The sequence below is a fragment of the Streptococcus oralis subsp. dentisani genome, assembly GCF_007475365.1.
In the GTDB taxonomy this organism is placed as follows: Bacteria; Bacillota; Bacilli; order Lactobacillales; family Streptococcaceae; genus Streptococcus; species Streptococcus mitis_AX.
Map to the genome: position 1 here is coordinate 1,254,499 of NZ_CP034442.1, position 23,607 is coordinate 1,278,105.

Annotated in this window: 34 protein-coding genes; all 34 read right to left on the reverse strand. The window is 41.7% G+C overall.

Features of this window, described 5'->3' with window-relative positions:
- Positions 1–90: 90 nt before the first annotated feature.
- The gene (locus tag EJF26_RS06285; protein WP_001050435.1) at positions 91–729 is read right to left on the reverse strand and encodes an adenylate kinase; all 639 of its coding nucleotides are present in this window, start codon (positions 727–729) and stop codon (positions 91–93) included.
- Positions 730–874: 145 nt separating this feature from the next.
- On the reverse strand, positions 875–2,185 hold the full coding sequence (secY, locus tag EJF26_RS06290) for a preprotein translocase subunit SecY (RefSeq protein WP_000465381.1): 1,311 nt from the start codon (positions 2,183–2,185) through the stop codon (positions 875–877).
- 11 nt (positions 2,186–2,196) lie between these two features.
- Positions 2,197–2,637, reverse strand: a complete 441-nt coding sequence (gene rplO / locus EJF26_RS06295; protein ID WP_000766092.1) for a 50S ribosomal protein L15 — start codon at positions 2,635–2,637, stop codon at positions 2,197–2,199.
- A 144-nt stretch (positions 2,638–2,781) separates the two neighbouring features.
- Positions 2,782–2,964 (reverse strand): 50S ribosomal protein L30, encoded by a 183-nt coding sequence (rpmD, locus tag EJF26_RS06300; RefSeq protein WP_000057241.1) that lies wholly within the window; start codon positions 2,962–2,964, stop codon positions 2,782–2,784.
- Positions 2,965–2,977: 13 nt separating this feature from the next.
- Complete coding sequence (gene rpsE, locus EJF26_RS06305; RefSeq protein ID WP_000874204.1) at positions 2,978–3,472, reverse strand: 30S ribosomal protein S5; 495 nt, start codon at positions 3,470–3,472, stop codon at positions 2,978–2,980.
- A 17-nt stretch (positions 3,473–3,489) separates the two neighbouring features.
- Positions 3,490–3,846: a 50S ribosomal protein L18 gene (rplR, locus tag EJF26_RS06310; RefSeq protein ID WP_000624044.1), complete on the reverse strand. Its 357-nt coding sequence runs from the start codon at positions 3,844–3,846 to the stop codon at positions 3,490–3,492.
- Positions 3,847–3,929: 83 nt separating this feature from the next.
- On the reverse strand, positions 3,930–4,466 hold the full coding sequence (rplF, locus tag EJF26_RS06315; protein WP_000086636.1) for a 50S ribosomal protein L6: 537 nt from the start codon (positions 4,464–4,466) through the stop codon (positions 3,930–3,932).
- Between the two features lie 186 nt (positions 4,467–4,652).
- Positions 4,653–5,051, reverse strand: a complete 399-nt coding sequence (gene rpsH, locus EJF26_RS06320; protein ID WP_000245504.1) for a 30S ribosomal protein S8 — start codon at positions 5,049–5,051, stop codon at positions 4,653–4,655.
- Between the two features lie 283 nt (positions 5,052–5,334).
- Positions 5,335–5,520: a type Z 30S ribosomal protein S14 gene (locus EJF26_RS06325; RefSeq protein ID WP_001085697.1), complete on the reverse strand. Its 186-nt coding sequence runs from the start codon at positions 5,518–5,520 to the stop codon at positions 5,335–5,337.
- Between the two features lie 17 nt (positions 5,521–5,537).
- On the reverse strand, positions 5,538–6,080 hold the full coding sequence (gene rplE, locus EJF26_RS06330) for a 50S ribosomal protein L5 (protein WP_000013542.1): 543 nt from the start codon (positions 6,078–6,080) through the stop codon (positions 5,538–5,540).
- A gap of 23 nt (positions 6,081–6,103) precedes the next feature.
- Entirely contained in the window at positions 6,104–6,409 is a 306-nt protein-coding gene (gene rplX / locus EJF26_RS06335; RefSeq protein ID WP_000497691.1) for a 50S ribosomal protein L24, read from the reverse strand.
- Positions 6,410–6,591: 182 nt separating this feature from the next.
- The gene (rplN, locus tag EJF26_RS06340; RefSeq protein WP_000616548.1) at positions 6,592–6,960 is read right to left on the reverse strand and encodes a 50S ribosomal protein L14; all 369 of its coding nucleotides are present in this window, start codon (positions 6,958–6,960) and stop codon (positions 6,592–6,594) included.
- 25 nt (positions 6,961–6,985) lie between these two features.
- Positions 6,986–7,246 carry a 30S ribosomal protein S17 gene (gene rpsQ, locus EJF26_RS06345; protein ID WP_000440801.1) on the reverse strand — a complete coding sequence of 87 codons (261 nt, stop codon included), beginning with the start codon at positions 7,244–7,246 and terminating at the stop codon, positions 6,986–6,988.
- Between the two features lie 24 nt (positions 7,247–7,270).
- Positions 7,271–7,477, reverse strand: a complete 207-nt coding sequence (rpmC, locus tag EJF26_RS06350) for a 50S ribosomal protein L29 (RefSeq protein ID WP_000772918.1) — start codon at positions 7,475–7,477, stop codon at positions 7,271–7,273.
- 9 nt (positions 7,478–7,486) lie between these two features.
- Positions 7,487–7,900 (reverse strand): 50S ribosomal protein L16, encoded by a 414-nt coding sequence (rplP, locus tag EJF26_RS06355; protein WP_000960948.1) that lies wholly within the window; start codon positions 7,898–7,900, stop codon positions 7,487–7,489.
- Positions 7,901–7,903: 3 nt separating this feature from the next.
- Positions 7,904–8,557, reverse strand: coding sequence for a 30S ribosomal protein S3 (rpsC, locus tag EJF26_RS06360; RefSeq protein ID WP_000529936.1), 654 nt, complete (start codon positions 8,555–8,557; stop codon positions 7,904–7,906).
- Between the two features lie 12 nt (positions 8,558–8,569).
- A complete protein-coding gene (gene rplV, locus EJF26_RS06365) occupies positions 8,570–8,914 on the reverse strand; it encodes a 50S ribosomal protein L22 (RefSeq protein ID WP_000818137.1) in 345 nt (114 codons plus the stop codon).
- 11 nt (positions 8,915–8,925) lie between these two features.
- On the reverse strand, positions 8,926–9,207 hold the full coding sequence (rpsS, locus tag EJF26_RS06370; RefSeq protein ID WP_000533766.1) for a 30S ribosomal protein S19: 282 nt from the start codon (positions 9,205–9,207) through the stop codon (positions 8,926–8,928).
- Between the two features lie 103 nt (positions 9,208–9,310).
- Complete coding sequence (gene rplB, locus EJF26_RS06375) at positions 9,311–10,144, reverse strand: 50S ribosomal protein L2 (protein ID WP_000512905.1); 834 nt, start codon at positions 10,142–10,144, stop codon at positions 9,311–9,313.
- 17 nt (positions 10,145–10,161) lie between these two features.
- Positions 10,162–10,458: a 50S ribosomal protein L23 gene (locus tag EJF26_RS06380; RefSeq protein WP_001055347.1), complete on the reverse strand. Its 297-nt coding sequence runs from the start codon at positions 10,456–10,458 to the stop codon at positions 10,162–10,164.
- The gene (rplD, locus tag EJF26_RS06385) at positions 10,458–11,081 is read right to left on the reverse strand and encodes a 50S ribosomal protein L4 (RefSeq protein WP_000024537.1); all 624 of its coding nucleotides are present in this window, start codon (positions 11,079–11,081) and stop codon (positions 10,458–10,460) included. The genes EJF26_RS06380 and rplD overlap by 1 nt, the downstream gene beginning before the upstream one ends.
- 24 nt (positions 11,082–11,105) lie before the next feature.
- The gene (gene rplC / locus EJF26_RS06390) at positions 11,106–11,732 is read right to left on the reverse strand and encodes a 50S ribosomal protein L3 (RefSeq protein WP_000160200.1); all 627 of its coding nucleotides are present in this window, start codon (positions 11,730–11,732) and stop codon (positions 11,106–11,108) included.
- A gap of 216 nt (positions 11,733–11,948) precedes the next feature.
- Positions 11,949–12,257, reverse strand: coding sequence for a 30S ribosomal protein S10 (gene rpsJ, locus EJF26_RS06395; RefSeq protein ID WP_001284513.1), 309 nt, complete (start codon positions 12,255–12,257; stop codon positions 11,949–11,951).
- Positions 12,258–12,522: 265 nt separating this feature from the next.
- Positions 12,523–13,149, reverse strand: a complete 627-nt coding sequence (locus EJF26_RS06400; RefSeq protein ID WP_000725965.1) for a uridine kinase family protein — start codon at positions 13,147–13,149, stop codon at positions 12,523–12,525.
- A complete protein-coding gene (nrdG, locus tag EJF26_RS06405; RefSeq protein ID WP_000220155.1) occupies positions 13,146–13,742 on the reverse strand; it encodes an anaerobic ribonucleoside-triphosphate reductase activating protein in 597 nt (198 codons plus the stop codon). The genes EJF26_RS06400 and nrdG overlap by 4 nt, the downstream gene beginning before the upstream one ends.
- A 5-nt stretch (positions 13,743–13,747) precedes the next feature.
- Positions 13,748–14,248, reverse strand: coding sequence for a GNAT family N-acetyltransferase (locus EJF26_RS06410; RefSeq protein WP_000423434.1), 501 nt, complete (start codon positions 14,246–14,248; stop codon positions 13,748–13,750).
- Between the two features lie 43 nt (positions 14,249–14,291).
- A complete protein-coding gene (locus EJF26_RS06415) occupies positions 14,292–14,432 on the reverse strand; it encodes a hypothetical protein (protein WP_000521628.1) in 141 nt (46 codons plus the stop codon).
- A gap of 11 nt (positions 14,433–14,443) precedes the next feature.
- Complete coding sequence (nrdD, locus tag EJF26_RS06420; protein WP_004246697.1) at positions 14,444–16,651, reverse strand: anaerobic ribonucleoside-triphosphate reductase; 2,208 nt, start codon at positions 16,649–16,651, stop codon at positions 14,444–14,446.
- 116 nt (positions 16,652–16,767) lie between these two features.
- Positions 16,768–18,324 carry a hypothetical protein gene (locus tag EJF26_RS06425; protein WP_001103703.1) on the reverse strand — a complete coding sequence of 519 codons (1,557 nt, stop codon included), beginning with the start codon at positions 18,322–18,324 and terminating at the stop codon, positions 16,768–16,770.
- A 35-nt stretch (positions 18,325–18,359) separates the two neighbouring features.
- On the reverse strand, positions 18,360–18,503 hold the full coding sequence (locus tag EJF26_RS09840; protein ID WP_000934190.1) for a hypothetical protein: 144 nt from the start codon (positions 18,501–18,503) through the stop codon (positions 18,360–18,362).
- A gap of 72 nt (positions 18,504–18,575) precedes the next feature.
- A complete protein-coding gene (cls, locus tag EJF26_RS06430; RefSeq protein ID WP_000126972.1) occupies positions 18,576–20,108 on the reverse strand; it encodes a cardiolipin synthase in 1,533 nt (510 codons plus the stop codon).
- Positions 20,109–20,319: 211 nt separating this feature from the next.
- Positions 20,320–21,471 (reverse strand): iron-containing alcohol dehydrogenase, encoded by a 1,152-nt coding sequence (locus EJF26_RS06435; RefSeq protein WP_000190432.1) that lies wholly within the window; start codon positions 21,469–21,471, stop codon positions 20,320–20,322.
- 185 nt (positions 21,472–21,656) lie between these two features.
- The gene (locus EJF26_RS06440) at positions 21,657–22,112 is read right to left on the reverse strand and encodes an SP_0198 family lipoprotein (protein ID WP_001259379.1); all 456 of its coding nucleotides are present in this window, start codon (positions 22,110–22,112) and stop codon (positions 21,657–21,659) included.
- Between the two features lie 90 nt (positions 22,113–22,202).
- Positions 22,203–23,453, reverse strand: a complete 1,251-nt coding sequence (locus tag EJF26_RS06445; RefSeq protein WP_000464349.1) for a bifunctional folylpolyglutamate synthase/dihydrofolate synthase — start codon at positions 23,451–23,453, stop codon at positions 22,203–22,205.
- Between the last annotated feature and the right edge of the window lie 154 nt (positions 23,454–23,607).

A 23,607-nucleotide genomic window follows, 5' to 3' on the forward strand; every position in this document is an offset into this window, starting at 1 on the left:
TTGATGCCTCTAGACACAGAGACAACAATTATAAGTCAGACTATCTCAGTATAACATTTGTAACGATTTTTTGCAAGTGTGAAAAACGCTTTATTTCAAATTTGTCAATACTTTTTCGATATCTTTGAACACATCATTGATATCTTGATTTCCTTCGATATCGTGAACTAAACCTTGTGCACGGTAGTGAGCAATGATTGGTTCACCTTGGGCGATATTCACATCCAAGCGACGTTTCACTGTCTCAGGTTTGTCATCTTCACGTTGGTAGTAATCTTTTTCTTTGTAGTCAACTGGTGGGTTGAAAACTTTGTGGAAGGTTTCACCTGTTTCGCGGTGGATGATACGGCCACTTAAACGTTCCAAGAGACAGTCTGGATTCACTTCGATGTTGATCACACCTTCCAATTCAATACCAAGTTCAGCCAATGTTTTATCCAAGGCATGAGCTTGTTCAATCGTACGTGGGTAACCATCTAACAAGAAACCTGTTTCTTTGATATCATCCTGTGAAAGGCGTTCTTTAACAATTCCATTTGTAACTTCATCTGGAACCAACTCACCTTTGTCGATGTATGACTTTGCAAGCACACCCATTTCAGTTTGATTTGCCATAGCAGCACGGAACATATCCCCAGTTGAAATGTGTGCCACGTGGAATTGTTCCACAATTTTAGCTGCTTGCGTTCCCTTACCTGCTCCAGGTAAGCCCATAATCAAAAGATTCATGATCTGATCTCCTTATTTTGTATTTAAATAGAAGCAGAAAACTGTTCTAACTCCTATTTAAAAACAAAATAGAAGAGGGGAGACGAAAGTCTCCCTTATAGATAGACTTTCATACTCCACTCTCTAAGCAAAAGTAGTCTTGCTTTTATTCTGTTTTGTCCATGAAACCAACATACTTACGTTTCAATAGGTAACCTTCTAGCTGTTTGATTCCTTCAATACCTGTCGAAATAATGATCAAAAGACTAGTTCCCCCAAAAGCAACCGCTTCTGAGAGCCCAAAGACATCTTTTGCTACAATCGGCAAGATTGAAATCACACCAAGGAAAAGGGAACCGACGGTTGCAAGGCGACGAAGAAGTTTCGACATGAACTCTTCTGTTCCCTTACCAGGACGGACACCGTGGATATAGGCTCCGCTCTTTTGCAAGTTTTCTGCTGCTTTCTCTGGATTGATCTGTACAAATGTATAGAAGAATGTAAAGAGAATAATCAGCAGCGCATACATGGCAACACCTGTTGGAGATGTTGTCGCAAGCATTTCTTGTGCTGTACGTACCCAAGTCCAATCAAGCCCCATAGCGCTGACAAACTGAAGAATAGCCGCAGGAGCTGCCGTAATCGAACTTGCAAAGATAACTGGGATAACACCAGCAGGATTAACCTTCAAAGGAAGGTAAGAACTGGATGGAGCACCTTGAGCAACTTTTGTATATTGGATCGGAATTTTATATTCTGCCTGTTGTACATATGTTGTAAAGTAAACAATCAACAAAACAGCGATAATGAGAATAACGACAAATATAATAGATGACGTCAACCGATCACTTGGAATATTGACAAAATAGTCCACGTAGATGCCATGAATCATCTCTGGAATTGAAGCCACAATCCCAGCAAAGATAATCATAGACACCCCGTTACCATATCCCTTATCAGTGATTTGCTCCCCGAGCCAAGTAACAATCATAGTACCTGCAGTCAGGATAATGCCAATCGTAACAAAGACTTGAGGGGTTAGATCTGTCGTTAATAATTTTGCACCAGATAGAGTGTTAAAACCAGCAGTGATTCCGATTGATTGCACAAACGCAAGTACAAGCGCAATATAACGAGTCGCTTGGTTTATCTTTCTCCGTCCTACTTCCCCCTGCTTGCCCCACTCTACAAACTTTGGAACAATATCCATTTGTAGCAATTGAACAACGATGGAAGCTGTGATATACGGACTCACACCGAGTGCAAAAACCGAAAAGTTCTTCATGGCATTCCCTGAAACTAAACTAAGCATGTTCAAGAAGGATAATCCACTCAAAGCTTCCAGACTTTTTGCATTCACACCTGGTACAGTAATACTAGTCCCGATACGGAAGACAAGTATGATAAAAATCGTAAAGAGAATTTTTGATCGTACTTTCTTAACCTTGAGGGCCTCTTTTAATAATTTAAAAAACATAGGTCACCTCTCTAGATGACTTCTACTGAACCACCTTTAGCAGTGATAGCTTCTTCAGCTGTTTTTGAGAATTTAGCTGCTTTCACAGTCAACTTCTTAGTCAACTCACCGTTACCAAGAATTTTAACACCTGATTTTTCAGCCTTTACAATTCCTGCTTCGATAAGAACAACTGGAGTAACTTCAGTACCATCTTCAAAAACGTTCAATTGATCAAGATTTACAATTGCGTATTCTTTAGCGTTGATGTTAGTGAATCCACGTTTTGGAAGACGACGGAACAATGGAGTTTGTCCACCTTCAAAACCAAGGCGAACTCCGCCACCGCTACGAGCTTTTTGACCTTTTTGACCGCGACCAGATGTTTTACCGTTACCTGATGAAGTACCACGACCAACACGGTTACGTACTTTACGAGAACCTTCTGCAGGTTTCAATTCATGAAGTTTCATTATTATTTTCTCCTCTTTTGTAAAATGCTAGCGCCGATAAGAGAGAAAAGGTTGTCTCCCTTATCAACTCGCCTATACATCGTCATCTTAGATGACTATACCTAGTTTTAGGGGATGAGTATTGTCACATCCCCTAAAAATTCATTAGTTTACTTCTTCAACTGTTACCAAGTGAGATACTGCAGTGATCATACCACGGATAGCAGCGTTGTCTTCTTTGATAACAGAGCTGTTCAATTTGCCAAGTCCAAGTGCTACAACAGTTTTACGTTGTGATGGAATGCGTCCGATTGGAGACTTAGTCAAAGTAATTTTAATTTGAGCCATTTTATCCCCTTTCTTATGCCAAATCAGAAACTGAAATACCACGAAGGGCAGCAACTTCTTCAGCGCGTTTCAATTGTTTCAAACCTTCAACAGTTGCACGAACAATGTTGATTGGAGTGTTAGAACCAAGTGATTTAGATGTAATATCTGCCACACCTGCCAATTCCACAACGGCACGAACTGCACCACCAGCGGCAACTCCAGAACCTTCTACAGCAGGTTTCAACAATACTTTAGCTCCACCAAATTCTGAAAGAACTTCGTGTGGGATTGTTGTTCCAACCATAGGAACTTCAATCAAGTTTTTCTTAGCATCTTCTACTGCTTTACGGATTGCTTCTGGAACTTCTTGAGCTTTACCAGTACCAAATCCTACGCGACCATTGTGGTCACCAACAACAACAAGAGCTGCGAAACGAAGACGACGTCCACCTTTAACAACTTTTGTAACACGGTTGACAGCAACTACGCGTTCTTCTAATTCAACTGCATTGTCTTTAAATGCCATTTTCTAGTGTCCTCCTATTAGAATTTCAATCCGTTTTCACGAGCTGCATCAGCCAAAGCTTTCACACGTCCGTGATATAGATATCCACCGCGGTCGAACACCACTTCTGAAATACCTTTAGCGTTTGCACGTTCTGCAACGAGTTTACCGACAGCAACGGCTTGTTCAGTTTTAGTTCCTTTTGAAACTTCTTTGTCAAGAGTTGAAGCACTTGCGAGCGTTACACCCGCTACGTCATCAATCACTTGAGCGTAGATGCCTGTATTAGAACGGAATACGTTCAAACGTGGGCGATCAGCAGTTCCAGAGAGTTTTCCGCGAACGCGACGATGGCGTTTTTGGCGGAGTTTGTTTTTATCTGGTTTAGAAATCACAGTTTTCACCTCTTTAGTTTTAAATCGTGTGCTATGCACAAAGTTGGAAAATAGGTTGGTGGTTGAAGATCAACCACTCAACATTATTTACCTGTTTTACCTTCTTTAAGACGAACGTATTCGCCAACGTAACGGATACCTTTACCTTTATATGGTTCTGGTGAGCGAAGGCTACGTACGTAAGCAGCTGTTTGACCAACTACTTCTTTTGAAATTCCGCTGATAACGATTGTCGTTGGGTTTGGAAGTTCAAAAGTAATTCCTTCTGGAGCTTCAACTTCATCTGGATGAGATTTACCAACAGCCAAGACAAGTTTTTTTCCTTGAAGTTGTGCACGGTAACCAACCCCACGCATTTCAAGTTCTTTCTTGAATCCTTCTGATACACCAACAACCATGTTGTTCAAAAGGGCACGAGTAGTTCCGTGGATTGTTTTCATTTCTTTTGAATCGTTTGGACGGTGAAGAGTTACTTCAGCACCTTCCACACGGATTTCAATATCTTTTGAGAACTCACGAGTAAGTTCTCCTTTAGGTCCTTTTACAGTTACTACGTTGTCATTGTTAGTGAGTTCAACACCAGCAGGCAACACGATAACTTTATTACCAATACGTGACATGTTTTTATTCTCCTGTTAAATTGTCAGACCATGATGGCCAGTTTTCACGGGGTTAAATCGATTTCTCGATTAAAGGAATATTTAGGTTTCAATTTCAAAGTGAATCTAGGCATCGTCTCGCAGGCATAACTTTGGGTTAGACAAGAGACGATAACGAAGAGTCGCAAAGAAATTGGGAGCTAAATATTACCAAACGTAAGCGATAACTTCCCCACCAACATTCTTTTGGCGTGCTTCTTTATCAGTAAGCAAACCTTCAGAAGTTGAAAGGATAGCAATTCCAAGTCCGTTAAGAACTTTTGGAAGATCTTCACGTTTTTTGTAGACACGAAGTCCTGGTTTAGAAACACGTTTCAAGTTAGTGATAACTTTTTCACCGTTTGGTCCGTATTTAAGGAATACACGGATGATGCCTTGTTTGTCATCTTCGATGATTTCTACGTTCTTAACAAAACCTTCGCGTTTAAGGATTTCAGCAATCCCTTTTTTGATGTTTGATGCAGGTACTTCAAGTACTTCGTGTTTTGCTTGGTTAGCGTTACGAATACGAGTTAGGAAGTCTGCGATTGGGTCAGTCATAACCATTTTTTATTCTCCTCTTACTAGTAGTTTGCAAGTCGCACTTGCTAGTTAATACATGATACAAAGAGCGTAACAGCAAGAGCAAAAATAGGCAATTTGATACAGGAGCGATGCTCCAAAGCAAATTGGTCTTTTTTGCCAAAGCTGTAGCTCGTGTTCAAATTGGCAAACCCAACTGAACCCGGGCTAAACTCTATGTGAAAAAGATAACCTTTCCTAGAAACTTCAGTTTCTTCGTCAAGTTTCCTATTTTCACTTGGAGTTTTGACGCCCTTGATATCTTAAATTACCAAGATGCTTTTGTTACACCAGGAATTTGTCCTTTGTAAGCTAATTCACGGAAGCAAACACGGCAAAGTTTAAATTTGCGGTAAACTGAATGTGGACGACCACATTTTTCACAACGAGTATAAGCTTGAGTAGAGAACTTCGCTGGACGTTTGTTCTTAGCAATCATTGATTTTTTAGCCATTAGATTTACCTCCTATATTATTTTGCAAAAGGCATTCCAAGGCCTGTAAGCAATGCACGTGACTCTTCGTCAGTGTTAGCAGTTGTTACGATAACGATGTCAAGACCACGAGTTTTGTCAACGTCATCAAAGTTGATTTCTGGGAAGATCAATTGTTCTTTCACACCAAGTGTGTAGTTTCCGCGTCCATCAAATGATTTTGTTGGAACACCGTGGAAGTCACGTACACGTGGAAGTGAAACTGAAACCAATTTGTCCAAGAATTCGTACATACGTTCACCACGAAGGGTAACTTTTGCACCGATCGCTACACCTTCACGAAGACGGAAGCCGGCGATTGATTTTTTAGCTTTAGTGATAAGTGGTTTTTGACCTGAGATAAGTGCCAATTCTTCAGCAGCTTTTTCAAGGCTTTTAGCGTTTGATACAGCTTCACCAACACCCATGTTCAAAACGATCTTATCTACTTTAGGTACAGCCATCACTGATGAGTAGTTGAATTGTTCTGTCAAAGCAGGAACTACTTCATTAAGATATTTTTCTTTTAAACGATTTGCCATTATACTTCTCCTTTCCTTCGTGATCAATCAAGCACTTCGCCTGATTTTTTGTTGTAGCGAACTTTTTTACCGTCTACAAATTTGTAACCAACACGACCAGCTACACCGTTTTTGTCCAATACTTGAACGTTTGATACGTGGATAGCTGCTTCTTTCTCGATGATACCACCTTGAGGAAGTTCGTTAGTTGGACGTTGGTGTTTCTTAACGATGTTCACACCTTCAACGATAACTTTGTTTACTTTTGGAAGGGCAGTAAGGACAACAGCTTCTGTTCCCTTATCTTTACCAGCGATTACGCGAACTTTGTCGCCTTTTTTTACAAACATTAGGTTTCTCCTTGATTTTTCTTACGCCCATAAGGGCACCCTAGCTTAAAGCTAGGGGACTAGTTTGTTTGTTTTTGCTCTGCGAAAATCAAAGCAATTCTTTGTCAGTTTCAACTCACCTAACTCAAGTTAAGCTTTCGTTTCACTTCCTAGACTTGTTTTAATTTTCATTGAGCAACCAATTAAAGTACTTCTGGAGCAAGTGACACGATCTTCATGAAGCCACCTTCACGCAATTCACGTGCAACTGGGCCAAAGATACGTGTTCCGCGAGGAGTTTTGTCTTCACGGATGATAACTGCTGCGTTTTCGTCAAATTTGATGTATGAACCATCAGCACGACGAGCACCTGATTTAGTACGAACGATAACAGCTTTTACAACGTCACCTTTTTTAACCGCACCACCAGGAGTAGCTTGTTTTACAGATGCCACAATGACATCACCGATGTTCGCAAATTTACGTTTAGAACCACCAAGAACTTTGATAGTCAAGATTTCGCGTGCACCGCTGTTGTCTGCGACTTTCAAACGAGTTTCTGTTTGAATCATTTCAGTTTTCTCCTTTCAGGTTTGATTAGATGATGACCGCTTCTTCAACAACTTCTACAAGACGGAAACGTTTTGTAGCTGAAAGCGGACGAGTTTCCATGATACGTACGATATCACCTTCTTTGGCAACATTGTTTTCATCATGTGCTTTGTATTTTTTAGAGTAGTTAATACGTTTACCATAGACTGGGTGGTTACGTTTTGTTTCAACTACAACTGTGATTGTCTTGTCCATTTTGTCAGATACAACACGTCCAACAAGAACTTTACGATTATTGCGTTCCATTGAAATTTCTCCTTCCCTAGTCTATTATTTCGCTTCAGATTGAACTGTTTTGATACGAGCGATTTGTTTTTTAACTTCTTTCAAGCGAGCTGTTTGTTCCAATTGACCAGTAGCAGCTTGGAAACGAAGTTCAAACAATTCTTTTTTCAATTCGTTTTCGCGCTTCGCGAGTTCTTCTTGAGAAAGACCACGAAGTTCTTTAACAAATTCTTTTACTTCATTAAGTTTCATGCCTTCTCCTTATTCTGCTTCACGTTTTACGAATTTACATTTAACTGGCAATTTGTGGCTAGCAAGACGAAGCGCTTCGCGAGCGATCTCTTCAGATACACCAGCAACTTCAAACATCACTTTACCACGTTTAACTGGTGCTACCCAACCTTCAGGTGCCCCTTTACCAGATCCCATACGCACACCGATAGCTTTAGCAGTGTATGATTTGTGTGGGAAGATTTTAATCCAAACTTTACCACCACGTTTCATGTAACGAGTCATGGCGATACGAGCAGCTTCGATTTGGCGGTTAGTGATCCAGTGGCTAGTTGTAGCTTGAAGACCGTATTCACCGAATGCTACTTCTTTTCCACCTTTTGCTTCACCGCGCATTTTTCCACGGAATTCACGACGGTGTTTAACACGTTTAGGTACTAACATTGGTTATTTACCTCCTTTAGTGTTTTTACGAGCTGGAAGAACTTCACCACGGTAGATCCATACTTTAACACCAAGTTTACCGTATGTAGTATCTGCTTCTTCCCAAGCGTAATCGATATCTGCACGAAGTGTGTGAAGCGGAACAGTCCCTTCAGAGTATCCTTCAGCACGGGCGATATCTGCACCGTTCAAACGACCTGATACTTGAGTTTTGATTCCTTTAGCTCCAGCACGCATTGCACGTTGGATTGCTTGTTTTTGTGCACGACGGAAAGCAACACGTTGCTCCAATTGACGAGCAATTCCTTCACCTACAAGATGAGCATCTAAATCAGGTTGTTTGATTTCGATGATGTTGATGTGTACTTGTTTTCCAGTCAATTTGTTAAGTTTTGCACGGAGTGCATCAACGTTAGCACCACCTTTACCGATAACCATACCTGGTTTAGCAGTGTGAAGTGAAACGTTAACTTTGTTTACTGCGCGTTCGATTTCGATAGTTGAAACTGCTGCGTCAGCAAGTTCTTTTTGAACGAATTTACGGATTGCAAGATCTTCATGAAGGTAATCCGCGTATTCTTTTTCAGCATACCATTTGGCATCCCAATCACGGATGATGCCGACACGCATACCAATTGGATGTACTTTTTGACCCACGATTTTACCTCCTTATTTTTCTGCAACAGCTACAGTGATGTGAGCTGTACGTTTGTTGATTGGTGAAGCTGAACCTTTCGCACGTGGACGGAAACGTTTCATAGTTGGTCCTTCGTTTGCGAATGCTTCAGATACTACCAAGTTAGCTTTGTCCAAACCAAAGTTGTTTTCAGCGTTAGCTACAGCTGAATTCAAAACTTTCAAGATGATTTCAGCAGCTTTGTTTGGTGTGAATGTCAAGATTGCAATAGCATCGGCTACGCTTTTACCACGGATGTTGTCAAGAACAAGACGTGATTTACGAGGTGAAACACGTACTGTACGAGCCATTGCTTTAGCTGAAGTAATTTCTGCCATTTATGTTCTCCTTATTTTCTACGTGTTTTCTTGTCGTCTGCAGCGTGACCTTTGTAAGTACGAGTTGGTGCAAATTCACCAAGTTTGTGACCTACCATGTCTTCTTGGATGTAAACAGGTACGTGTTTACGTCCGTCATAAACTGCAATAGTGTAACCAATGAAACTTGGGAAGATCGTTGAACGACGTGACCAAGTTTTGATAACTTTTTTCTTTTCGTCGTTAGCTTGAGCTTCAACTTTTTTCATCAAATGCTCATCGACGAAAGGTCCTTTTTTAAGACTGCGTCCCATTTTTATATTTTCTCCTTTAAATGTTGTACCACAGCGGCTTGCGCTCACATGGAGCGCTACCGAGCTGGCGGATTTACTAGATGCTTAAGCGACTAGTTTACTATTATTTCTCGTTGCGACGACGAACGATAAGTTTGTCAGATTTCGCTTTCTTGTTACGAGTTTTAAGACCAAGAGCAGGTTTGCCCCATGGAGTAGATGGTGCTTTACGACCAACTGGTGCTTTACCTTCACCACCACCGTGTGGGTGATCGTTAGGGTTCATTACAGAACCACGAACTGTTGGGCGGATACCTTTCCAACGGCTACGTCCTGCTTTACCAAGGTTCACAAGTCCATGTTGTTCGTTTCCGACAACACCAACTGTAGCACGACAAGTTCCAAGAATCATACGAACTTCGCCAGATTGAAGACGAACAAGAACGTATTTACCTTCTTGACCTAATACTTGAGCAGAAGCTCCAGCTGCACGGACCAATTCTCCACCACGACCTGGTTTCAACTCGATGTTGTGGATCAAAGTACCAACTGGGATGTTTGCAAGTGGAAGAGCGTTTCCGACTTTGATATCTGCTTCAGGACCTGAAACGATACGTTGACCAACTTCAAGACCTTTTGGAGCGATGATGTATGCTTTCACACCGTCAGTGTAGTGTACAAGAGCGATGTTTGCAGAACGGTTTGGATCGTACTCGATTGTTTTAACAACTGCTTCAACGTTGTCTTTGTTACGTTTGAAGTCAACCAAACGGTAGAAACGTTTGTGTCCACCACCTTGGTGACGAACAGTGATACGACCGTTGTTGTTACGACCAGCCTTGTTCTTCAAAGCAACAAGCAATGATTTTTCAGGAGTGCTTGTTGTGATTTCAGCGAAATCCAAAGAAGTCATATTACGGCGACCGTTTGTTGTTGGTTTATAAACACGAATTCCCACGATATTTCCTCCTTAGATTATTCAGCTTCAGCAGCGAACAACTCGATTGCTTTTGAATCAGCTGTAAGTGTGATGATAGCTTTTTTAGTTTTGTTAGTAAAACCAGTGTAACGTCCAACACGTTTTGCTTTTGGTTTTACGTTGATTGTGTTAACGTTGGCAACTTTAACACCTTCGAAAGCAGCTTCAACAGCTTGCTTGATCAAAAGTTTGTGTGCACGAGTGTCAACTTCAAATACATATTTTCCTGCTTCAAGTTGAGCCATTGAGCTTTCAGTGATGACAGGTTTTTTGATAACATCATACAAATTCATTATGCAAGAACCTCCTCGATTTTAGAGATAGCTGCTTGTGTGACAAGAAGTTTGTCGCTATTTGCGATGTCAAGAACACTTGCAGTTGTAGCAGTTGCAACTTTCACATTTGGAAGGTTACGAGCTGAAAGAGCTGCGAATTCATTTCCTTCTTCAAGGATAACAAGAACTTTTGAATCGATGCTCAATGCTGCAAGAACTTTTGCAAATTCAGCAGTTTTTGGAGCTGTAAATGAAAGAGCGTCTACAGCTACGAATTTGTTTTCAGCAACTTTTTCAGAGTAAACTGATTTAAGAGCTAGGCGACGAACTTTTTGTGGAAGTTTGTAGCCGTATGAACGTGGAGTTGGTCCGAAGACAACACCACCACCACGCCATTGTGGTGAGCGGATAGAACCTTGACGAGCACGTCCAGTTCCTTTTTGACGCCATGGTTTGCGTCCACCACCTGATACTGCAGAGCGGTTTTTAACAGCGTGTGTTCCTTGACGAAGGCTTGCGCGTTGGCTGATGATCACATCAAACACAACTGATTCATTTGGTTCAATACCAAATACTGCATCGTTAAGAACAACTTGGCCAGCTTCTTTACCAGTTTGGTCAAATAATGTTACGTTTGCCATTGTGACTGATTTCCCCTTTCTTTATTATTTACCAGCTTTAACTGCTGATTTGATAGTGATAAGAGATTTCTTAGCACCTGGTACGTTACCTTTGATAAGGATAACGTTCTTTTCTGGAACAACTTGTACAACTTCAAGGTTTTGAATTGTTACGCGGTCGCCACCCATACGTCCTGCAAGGTTTTTACCTTTGAATACGCGGTTAGGTGCAACAGGTCCCATAGAACCTGGACGACGGTGGTAACGAGAACCGTGAGCCATTGGTCCACGTGATTGTCCGTGGCGTTTGATAACACCTTGGAAACCTTTACCTTTAGAAGTACCAGTTACGTCAACAACGTCTCCAGCTGCGAATGTTTCAACTGTGATTTCAGTACCAACTTCCAAGCCTTCAACGTTTTTGAATTCACGAATGAAGCGCTTAGGAGCCGTGTTAGCTTTCGCTACATGTCCTTTAGCAGGTTTGTTGCTCAATACTTCGCGTTTGTCATCGAAACCAACTTGGATAGCGTTGTATCCGTCTGTTTCAACAGTTTTAACTTGAAGAACAACGTTTGGAGTTGCTTCAATAACTGTTACAGGGATCAATTCGCCAGCTTCAGTGAAGATTTGAGTCATTCCCACTTTTTTCCCTAAGATTCCTTTTGTCATGAGAAAATAGTTCCTTTTCTATATTTTTTATTCAAAAAGTTTTTAACGAGCGTTTTTTATGCTCAAGTCTAAGATACAAAGGGCGTCAAACTCAAAGTGAAAATAGGAAACTGACGCAGTGTCTAACAGACACTAGGAAGTTTATCTTTTTCACACCGAGTTTAGCCCGTGTTCAATTAAATTGAAACACCAGCCTCTGCTCTTTTATATTTTAGATTAAAGTTTGATTTCTACGTTTACACCACTTGGAAGATCCAATTTCATCAACGCATCAACGGTTTTTTGAGTTGGGTTAACGATATCGATCAAACGTTTGTGTGTACGCATTTCAAATTGTTCGCGAGAGTCTTTATATTTGTGAGTCGCACGAATGATTGTGTAGAGGCTACGCTCAGTTGGAAGTGGGATTGGACCCGCAACTTGTGCACCTGTACGAGTAGCTGATTCTACGATTTTTGCAGCCGCTGTGTCAAGCGTACGGTGTTCGTAAGCTTTCAAACGGATACGGATTTTTTTGTTTGCCATCTTTTTCTCCTTTTCGTCTATTTAAGATAATAGGCTAGCTCCACAAGAAAACCGACGCGCGTTGCGTGGCAATGCAACCGAGCGTGTCGCAACCTCTTGCATCAAAGCTAAGGCTGTAATTTACAGCACCATAATAGAATAACACAAAGCCCCTGCGATTGCAAGGGATTTGTGAGCTTTTTTTCGTTTTTTTAGGATGAAACTGTTTTCCTTTTTCATCTCCTTATGACTACTGATTTACGATCTTAAAATTCAATCTTTTCTTCTATATTAGACGAGTCATGTTGACTTCAAACTTATCTTCTGATTGATCCACTAAGATATCTGCTTCAGACTCGGTTTCTCTATAGTAACGCAGATATTGCTCCCGTCTCATCTGATGGCTAGCTAATATAAAGGAAGCATCGCGATTTCTCATAGTCGTATCTCGAGCTAGGCGCCTCTTTAATTCCGTTTCTTCGTCCGTGTAGAAACAGATGGTTTTATCAAAGAGTTCCTTGGGTAGAAAACCCACAGACATCCCTTCGACTATCAGTATTGGTTTTGAACCAGATAAGACTTCGCTTGGCTTCCAAGGTTCATCAATCGTCAAGATGTCCATGCCAGCCTTTAAGGCGAGAATATCTCTCTCCAAACTCGCCAGTTCATGCGCCACTGGTAGACAAGCTGTCACTTTTTGATTTGGTGCTTGCTTTGGCACTACCAGATGACGTTCTGAGGTGATATAGGGGTCTGTTTCTAGTAGATTTACTTTTTCAGCATCTAGGGCTTGAAACAATTCTTGAGCAAAGGTTGATTTCCCTGACGCTCCGTGACCGTAGATCCCCAGTGTTTTGACTTTTCCAGTTTCGATCTCTGAGACCAGTTGGTCTATTAAGTCTTTTTTCTTCATTCTCTCTTCACCTGTTCATAGCTTTCTTTTCCGTCATTGAGCTTGTCCCAAATCACTACTTGACCACTTTTGAGAGATTTTTGCACATCGATAATTCGTTGATTAGAGGATCCTCGGAACTGGAGCATGAGATTGCGCTTGCTTTTGTCATAACGACCATCGACAAGGATGTCAATCAGCGACAAGAGTTCCAGTTTGTCTGGAGTCTCCAGCATCATCTCTTCCCAAGTATAACCTGTCCAAGACCAGATGTCTTTATCTGGCAATTCCTTACGAATGCGTTTAACGAGAGGCAAGAGAATCCCAGTATTTAGAAAAGGTTCTCCTCCCAGCAAAGTCAAGCCTTGAACATAGGGTTGGGCAAGATCTTCCATAATCTGTTCTTCTAACTCTGCTGTATAAGGAATGCCTGCATTGAAAGACCAAGTCGCAACATTATAGCACCCTTCACAGTGGAACATACAGCCTGCGACATAGAGAGAGTTGCGCACGCCTTCTCCATCTACAAAGTTAAAGGCTTTGTAGTCAATAATTCGCCCTTTACTAAGCTCCTCGCTTTTCCATTCACCTGGTTTTGGTGTATTCCATGTCATGCTGTCTACTCCAAGTCTATCCAATAGCGCTCCGTTCCGTTTCGAACATCCTCCAACTCCCCACCATTAGCTAAGATAACAGCTCGGCTTGCTGGATTTTCTGTGCTACAAGTTACCAGAGCTCGTTTAATATTCTTCCCCTTAGCAACTTGTAGACCTTGTCGGAGGGATTCTTTCGCATAACCCTTACCTCTTTCAGAGGGGCGGACGGAGTAGCCAATATGGCCCCCATTTTCTAGTAAGTAGTCATTTAACCGGAGACGAAGGTTGAGAAAGCCAAGAGCCTGGCCTGCTATGTCAAAACTAACCAGCTGGATAGCAGGAACCCAGTTTTCAGGAATATTGAGTCCCGCTTCCGCTTGAAGATTTTCTTCTAGCCACTCTTCATAAACAAAATTGTTGGCGTTCCAAAACCCACCATCGTGGGGTGATTGAGTCTGTTCAAACTCTGCCATCATCTCTAAAACTGTTTCTTTATCTGCCAATGTCGGTCTGCGTAGTTCCATCCTTACCTCCTGCTAAGAGAAAAGCGAGAGCGGACTCTCACTTTTATTTTTTCTTTTTCTTGTTTAAAAACTGTTCTCTGAGGTTGAGCAAGCGTTCTTTTTTTCCTACTCCACCTTTCGAATGTTTTTCATGATAACGGGTCACTTGAGCGCGTCCCTTATCATCTAATTGGTATTTCCCCATTCTATTTCCTTCTAATTTGTTACTTCATGTCCTGCCGTTTTAATGGTTGAGCCATTCATATGTTTGACCCGCGCAGCGATTTCCTTGTGGCGTCCGTTAACCATTGGACGCGCTTGAGGGTTTCCAAGATAGCCACAAGTTCGTTTCACAACATCTACTGTTTTTGGGTCGTTATTGCCACAGTTGGGACAAGCAAAACCTCTCTCAGTCGGTTCAAAATCCCCTTCAAAATCACACTTGTAGCAGCGATCAATCGGAGTATTGGTCCCTAGATAGCCGACACGGTCATAGGCATAGTCCCACACTGCCTCCAGAGCCTTCGGATTTTGCTGAAGAACTGGATACTCACAATAGTGGATAAAGCCACCTGACGCACCTGCTTCTGGATAGACTTTTTCAAAATCCAGTTTCTCAAACGGTGTTGGATTTTTACGAACATCATAGTGGAAAGAGTTAGTGTAGTATTCCTTGTCCGTAATATCAGGAATAGAGCCAAACTTCTCTGTATCCAAGCGACAGAAGCGGTCTGTCAGACTTTCAGACGGTGTGGAGTAGATAGAGAAATGGTAACCATATTGGTCAGACCACTCTTCCACACGACGTTTCATATCACGAATAATATCCAGTGTGAATTCCTTGGCTTCAGGATTGCTTTCCCAGCTATTTCCAAAGAAGACAGTCGCTACTTCATACAGACCGATATAGCCCAACGAAACTGTCGCTCGACGATTCTTAAAAAGCTGGTCAACACTTTCTTCTTTTCCAAGACGGCGGCCAAAGGCTCCATACTGATAAAGGATAGGAGCATTTGCTGGTGTCGCTTCCTTGGTTCGTTCGACACGGTAAACCAGAGCATCTTCTGCGATGTTCATCCGTTCGTTAAAGATTTCCCAGAACTTGTTCAGATCACCTTCGGACTCGAGGGCGATACGAGGCAGATTGACTGTCACAACACCTAGATTCATACGACCTGAATTGACCTCGACACCATTCTCATCCTTCCATCCTTGGAGGAAAGAACGGCAACCCATAGGAACCTTGAAAGAACCTGTCAGCTCGATAATCTTATCATAGGACAAGACATCTGGATACATCCGCTTGGTTGCACACTCAAGAGCCAACTGTTTGATGTCGTAGTTAGGTGAACCTTCCTCTAAATTGAGTCCTCTTTTTAGCGTAAAGATGAGTTTAGGGAAGATGGCTGTTCGATGTTCTGAACCAAGGCCCTTGATACGAATGGTCAAGATAGCTTTTTGAATTTCACGCTCAAAACGATTGGTTCCCAGACCAAAACCTAGTGAAGTAAAAGGTGTTTGTCCATTTGAAGTGAAGAGAGTATTGATTTCATACTCGAGAGATTGCATGGCATCGTAGATGTCCTTTTGCGTTTTCTTCCAAGCGTAATCTTCCCGTTTTTCAGGTAAGACCCATTCTTCTGCATCCTTGAGATGCTTTTGGTAATTCTTCTCTGCATAAGGAGCCAAGACTTCATCAATACGGTCAGCTGAACAGCCCCCGTACTGGCTAGAAGCGACGTTAGCGATGATTTGTGAAATTTGAGCTGTCGCAGTCTGGATAGACTTGGGACTCTCTACCTCCGCATTTCCAATCTTAAAACCATTTTCCAACATGCCTTTAAAATCAATCAAACAGCAGTTGGTCATAGGAGTGTAGGGACTATAGTCCAAATCATGATAGTGGATATCTCCTTTTTGGTGAGCATTGGCTACGTGCTTAGGAAGCATTTGCAGTCCGATTGATTTCCCAACAATCCCTGCTGTCAAATCACGCTGGGTATTAAAGACATCACTGTCTTTATTGGCATTTTCATTGACAACTGCCTGATCTTTATTAAGAAGCTTATGAATGCTAAAGTTGATATCTGTCGCTTTTGAGCGCTCAAAATCCCTTTGTGTCCGATAAGTGATATACTCCTCAGCCAGCGCATATTCTTTGGCTTCAAGGAGTTCATGTTCTACGATATTCTGAATCTCGTAAATCTTGACACCTTGAGGGAAACGACTGTGAATTTCCGCAACAATACGCTCAAGCAGTCCATTTAGACGTTTTTCGACCAAGGGTGTCACATCCATGACTTTGTCAGCCGCCTTGTGGAGAGCTTTGTCAATCTTGTCTATATCAAACACTACACGTCTACCATCTCGTTTTTCAACAAACAAGGTGGGAACGGTTGCAAGCTTTTCTTCTAATACAATCATATCCATGCTCTTTTCTATTTTACTTCTTAAGTGATATTATACCACTCTAAAAAGAAAAATCAATATCTTGTGTTAAAAATTCTAAAATTTTTAAAAATACACAAGATATTGATTTGTTATTTAGATTTATAAAGCTTGAATTCCTTACTATCCGTCTGAACAAGCTCGTATTTTTCACTAAGTAGGCTCTCTACATCCGACCACAAGGCAACCTTTTGGTTGACCAAAATCATCTTCGGTTGATTTTCTTTCAAGTCATTGACTAGTTTCGTTTTATTCTCGTCGCTTGCAGTATAGAGCGTCGGTGTTACTAGAGAGCTTGGTGCCAAGCGTTCACTTGCTCGATAAAAATCTGGACGATCATCCCAAGCATAGACACGATCTTCAGAGCTCGTTTGCTGCTTGACCAAGCTAGCAAGCTGCTCGCGTTCCTGATAAGTACTTGGATGCGAAATATAGCGACTCAAAACAGGTAGGAAAAGTAAAGAGACTATCGCAATTAATGGTAGATAGAAATTTCCCTTGAGGTAGCGACCAAAGAGTGATGAAGAACGAACTCTTCGTCTACTACGACTGATACGATCAGAGCTTCCTTCTTTGATGTTGGTTAACAATAACAATGTCAGAAAGGGCAAAATCGCTGCCAAACGTGAGCCATGCAAAGGTTCCTTTGAAAGAATTAACAAAGAAAGAGTTACTAATAATCCTAAAATAGCGCCTATTGAGACAGCAGATTGCTGAGCTGACTTGGTCTGAAACAATCCTGAAAAGATCAATGTCAAAGTCCCAACACCGATGGATAGCAAACCATAGAAAGCAGCATTCTCCATAAGATTGGTATTTGAAAATAGACTAAGCGTATCTATTGGATACAAAGTATGGCTAATCGCATCACCAAAAGTTCCTGTTAAGACTGTATAGTAGCCAATTGGATAAAAAAGGAGAGAAAATCCTAGAGCTGATGCGAAAAATTGATACAAACCATGAGCAAATTTACGCTTGGCAATATTAAATCCAAACAAACTCAAGGCAAGTATGACTGCAAACAAAGCTGTGGGAATAGGTGATAGGAAGAAAGCTAAGGCTAAACTCATCCCAACTCGCAAGAAACCTTTATCGTTACTTGGATCATCCAGATAGTCAGCCACTAGACTAAAACTATAAAACAGGAAAGGCAAGGCCACAACTACTGCATAGCTACCGCCAAATCCCAGACTGCCCACAAGAAGATAGAAAATCAACAAAAGCTGTCTAGCCTGTTCTCCCTGACCTGTCAAGGTATCAGCGGATTTAAATAGAAAAACACCAGCTCCGAACAAGGCCAACCATTCCACCAAAGCAAAAAGGATATTCCCTTGAGAGAGATAGATTAGTACGTAATAAAGCAGTCCATTTGAACCATAATAATCCGTGTAAATCTGCCCACTCTGATGTAGCGCCCAACCAGTATAAAGATCTTGCATCTGTTGAGGACTCACCAAACCAAAGATCAGAGGCAACATGACAGAAACAGCTGTAGCAGCCAGACTCCAAATTGCCATACTAAAAAATGGAAGCGGAGTTCGTTTCTTCTTACCTTGCTCCAGTCCAAATTCAGACTCTTGATCCAGCCGTTCCCGATACTGGTATCGAAATTCTTCTAGCTGTTCGTCTTTTTCCTCATATACGTTCATTCAATTTCTCCTCTAAGTTTATCTGTTTTAGTATATCAAAATCTTACAGGAATGTCAGCTAGGGATTGATATTTCCTTAACTTCTTATCTAGCTCAGCATAGCGTTCAATCTCTCGAAAACGGTGTAAACTGCTTGTTTGAAACTCTAGGATAAAATCATATTCTTTTTGATTTAGCATTTTCATCCTCCTGCTTATCTATTCGCAAAAAGACAAAAAAGATCCAGCCTTGGGCTAGATCTTGGTGGATAGTTAGAGCATGGGCGCAAACAACTGGACAATTTCCTTGATTAAGCTTTGATACCAGCTTGTTTTGATTGTGTGGGGATAAATTTCTTGAGAAACCTTAAAAATCTCTTCGAAGTCCCTCTCAATATCGATGATAGACTGTGTTCTATAAAGCAAAACGCCATTTTCATAGTGGTGAAGCAAGCTACGATAATCAAAATTGATGGTTCCCACAGTAGCCACCTCTCCATCAACAAGCATTTGCTTGCTATGAAGAAATCCGGGACTGTACTCGTAAATGCGAACTCCCGCAGATAGCAAATCTGGATAGGCTCCCCGAGTAACTAACTGAATAACCTTCTTATCTGGGATACACGGCGTCACAATTCGCACATCTACCCCTCTCAGAGCTGCATTTTTGATACTTTCTGTTAAATCATAGTCAGTGATCAGATAGGGAGTCGTGATATAGACGTAATCTGTAGCTTGATTGATAAGATTTTGATAGACCGTTTTTCCAACTTGAGCTCGGTAGATGGGTTTTGGCCCGCTACTATAGGGAATACAGAGCCCCATCCCATCTTTTGGTTGATTTTCGAGATGGTATTGGTCAAAGTCACTAATTTCCCCACGGTTGATATACCAGGTGGATAAAAAGAGTCTAGTAAAAGCCTTGACCGCTGATCCATCTAGGCGAATACCGCTATCTTTCCAATAACCAAAGCGTTCGATATGGTTGATATACTCATCTGCCAGATTAACACCACCTGTATAGGCAATCTGCCCATCGATAATCATGATTTTACGGTGGTCACGGTTGTTATAGGCAACGGTCAAGCGCGGAATCACCTTGTTAAATTTATGGGCTTCAATTCCTCGGCTACGAAGCTGGATGGTATAATCCCCAGGCAAGGTTGCCATACAACCAATATCATCATAGAGGAGCTTCACTTCTACTCCTTGAGCTGCCTTTTCTTCCAAAATCTCCAAAATGCTGTCCCACATCAAGCCTTCTTCGATGATATAGTATTCGAGAAAGATAAATTTCTCAGCTTTTTTGAGATCCTCCAACATCTGGCGCCACATACTTTCACCTGAAGGGAAGAAATGGGTATCTGTTCGATTATAGACATCCGCATTCGTATCCATACTGAGGAGGGATTTGATGACTCCGTAAGCCGACTTATCTTGTTCTTTTAACTCCAAACGGAGGGCTCTGCTATTGTCCTCTCGGTCAACCATTGATTGAAGCTGCTTTAGCTGTTTCATTTCTTTTTTAGATAAACGGCGTTCTCCAAACATGATATAGAGCAAGGGGCCAAATACTGGCACAAAGGCTACTAACAGCCATGTTACCTTACTCTCAGGATTCATGGACCGATTGACAATCGATACAATGGTCGCCATACTCACTAAAATAACTAGGATAATCCAGATAATTGGAGCCATCTGCCCTAGATAGAGAAATAAACCAAAGACGATAAACAACTCTGCCAACATAATGGTAATACTAAAACCATACTTGGACATGAGTAGCTGCATTTTTCTAGCCGTCATACATCCCCTTCCTTTTCTAACATTCTCCTTAACTGCTTGATAAACTAATGTTTCTACTAGTATACCTCAGTTCAGGGGTAGATGGCAACCTTTTACCTTTTTATATTTTTAACTAGGATATTAAGGGACTTAAAAAGAACTACCAAAATGATAGTTCTTTCCAATATTATTTATATTTTCGGGAATACGTCGCTTCCTCTTAAGTTAATCTCTAGAAAAGTTCTTTGTAGAGAGCAATAGTTTCTTCTAAGGTTGGCATAAATGGATTACCTGGCGCACATGCATCAATCAAGGCATTCTTAGAAAGGTAGTCAAAGTCAAAGTCCTTTTCTTCGATACCGAGTTCAGTGAGTTTCTTAGGAATACCAACGGTTTCAGACAGCTTCTCAATTTCAGCAATAGCATAGTCAGCACATTCTTGGTCTGTTTTCCCTTCAACATGGAGTCCCAAGGCCTTGGCTACATTGCGGAAAGCTTCTGGCACGCGTTTGGCATTTTCACGTTCAACAACTGGAAGAAGCATGGCACAGCAGACACCATGTGGTAAGTTATACACTGCACCGAGTTGGTGAGCCATTGAGTGAACGTAGCCCAAACCAGCGTTGTTAAAACTCATACCGCCAAGGAAGATCGCATTAACCATCGCCTCACGCGCTTCGATATCTTGGCCATTAGCCACAGCACGAGGGAGATACTCCTTGATGAGTTCAATCGCTCCGATAGAGAGTTTCTTGGTCACATTATAAGCACCTGGTGTTACTAAGGCTTCGACAGCGTGAGTAAGAGCATCCATACCTGTCGCCGCTGTCAATCCTTTCGGTTTTGAAAGCATGAGTTCTGGATCATTGACAGAGATGAGGGCAAGACTGTTCTTATCAACCATTACCATCTTGACCTTGCGTTCTTCATCAGTAATGACATAGTTAATGGTAATTTCTGCTGAAGTTCCAGCTGTTGTATTGATAGCAACCACTGGCAACCCTTTTTCAGCAGACTTGTGAAGTCCTTCGTAGTCCTGTGGTTTGCCACTATTTGTAGCGATGATAGAGATACAACTAGCCGCATCCTGTGGAGACCCACCACCAAGACTGATGATAAAGTCACATCCATGCTCTTTCAGGGCAGCCACTCCGTCTGTGACGTTCTTGCAAGTCGGATTTGGCTCCACATCGCTAAAGATCACATATTCGATCCCTTCAGCATCTAAGGGTTTTAGGACTTTGGGTAAAATATCACTACCTTCGATGAACTTATCTGTCACCAAAAGGGCCTTCTTATACCCAAGTTCCTTGATATACGGACCTACTTCATTTACAACACCTTTACCGATAAGGTTAACTGATGGAACGTAAAATGTAGCCATATGCTTTTCCTCCTGCGCCTTTGCGCTATTTGATTATTTACTATAAGTATACGATGTTATAGGGTGCTTTACAAATATTTGTAAGCGTTTTAAGTAAAAAATCAGTAAAGAAGCACTGGTCACGTTTTAAAACAAAAAAGCTCCAAAAAGGCTGATTTCATCTCATTGGAACTTTTACTTAATGATTATTGCTTAGTTAGGACTACTCGGTCAGATGCCTCTCGGTCCATATCGTCGATAATCATTTGATTACCATTAACCGCATAAATTTTGACATCATCATCGATAATGACACGTTGATTTTCTGGCTCAAAGCTGACTTGCTTGATTTCCTTATCTCCATCTGGCTCGACCTCAGTCCATGTACCAGTTTTACCTGTTACAACAAGAGTGATCTGGTCATTCTCATCTTTTCCAGTATAGGTACCATCGATGTTAGTAGGTTGGGCTACAGTAGTGTCCTGACTTGAGGAGGCTTGTGGTTGGCTGGCACTTGTTGCAGCGCTAGAAGATGATTCTTGTTGAGTAGATGGTTGCTGAGCAGATTGCTGGGTAGGGGCTTGCGCCTTAGGTCCACAAGCTGCTAAAAGACTAAGAATTGCTAGGGAAGCAATAGAAAGTGTGAATGTTTTCGTTCTCATAGCGATTTCCTTTCTTTTGTGCCAATGTTTTGCTGGAACAGTTTCCAGATGTACCTCCTACCTCCAGTATAACAACTTAAGCCTAGAAGGTCAACTAGTCCCATCGCTTCCTAACAAACTCGCTCGTACTTCCGAGATAAAGTAGAGTGACCCCGTCACGAAAAGCAAGTCCTGATCATTGGCCTTTTCTTCAAATTCGCTGATGAAATCGCCATAGGAAGGAATCAAATCGTAACCCGCCACATCCTTCTCATCCAAAGAACCTTGGTAGTCAAAACCTGTCACCTTAAGTTCCACCTGAGGCAACTGCTCAGATAGATAACCTAACATCCCTTGATAATCTTTGCGTTTAAGGGCACCAAAAAGGATACGGACTTGATAGCCTTGTTGGATTTTCTCTTGAATAAACTCGACCAAACGGGTTAAGGCTGGAAGATTGTGAGCCCCATCTAGGTAGATTTGCGGGCGAATCCGTTCCAATCGACCTGCCCAATGGGTCTCTTGCAAGGCCTGTCTCACAAGCTGTTCATCGACTTTTTCCTCTCTTGACGCCATAAACAGAAGAAAGGTTTCTAAAGCCAGGGTAGCATTTTCTTGCTGATAAGCACCTTCCAAACCGATTTCGAGCTGTGAAAGGCTTGCTAGCTTACTTGAAAAATCCCCCGCATTCAAGATGAAGTCTCGTCCAGCTTGATAAAGTTCAACAGCTAACTCTCTTGCTCTTTTTTGACAGACAAGCTCAGCTTCTGGAGCAAGCTTGGCAATAACCGCCTGCTTGCCAGCCTTGAAAATACCAGCTTTCTGCTCGGCTATTTCCTCCAGACTATCGCCCAAGGTCTCCTGATGATCTAGCCCAATGGAAGTAATAACTGCAATTTCTCCTGTTACGACATTAGTGGTATCAAGCAAACCACCAATCCCCACTTCTAGCAGGACTAGATCCACTCCCTGCTCTTTAAAGTAAAGCAAGGCAATCAAGGTCAACAACTCAAAGAAAGACAATTGATCATGTGTTTCTAAGAGAGTTTTCTCCATCTCCTTGACTTGGTTAGCTATACGGACAAAGTCTTCCTCTGCGATTGGTTGCCCATTGATACAGATTCGATCATGGATACTGATGATATGAGGAGAGGTAAAAGTACCAACTTTTTTACCATGAGTTGCAAACAACTCCCTCATAAAGGCAATAGTTGACCCTTTACCGTTAGTCCCTGTTACGTGGATAATAGGATAGGCCCTCTCTGGATTCCCCAGCAAATCCACTGCTCGCTGCATTCTTCCAAGTCCAGATCTAAAGTTTAAACCAATCCGACTATGAAGCCATTCTTCTACTTCAAACATGCATATCTCCTTAACAAAAGTACATTCCACTACCACAACAAAGTATAATTACAAGTAAAAAGCGAGGTCGGGACAAAAATCCCGACCTCTTACCTGGTTAGCTAATCACTAGCTACTATGAATTTTAGCGCAGGGCTAAAAACGTCCACTGGAC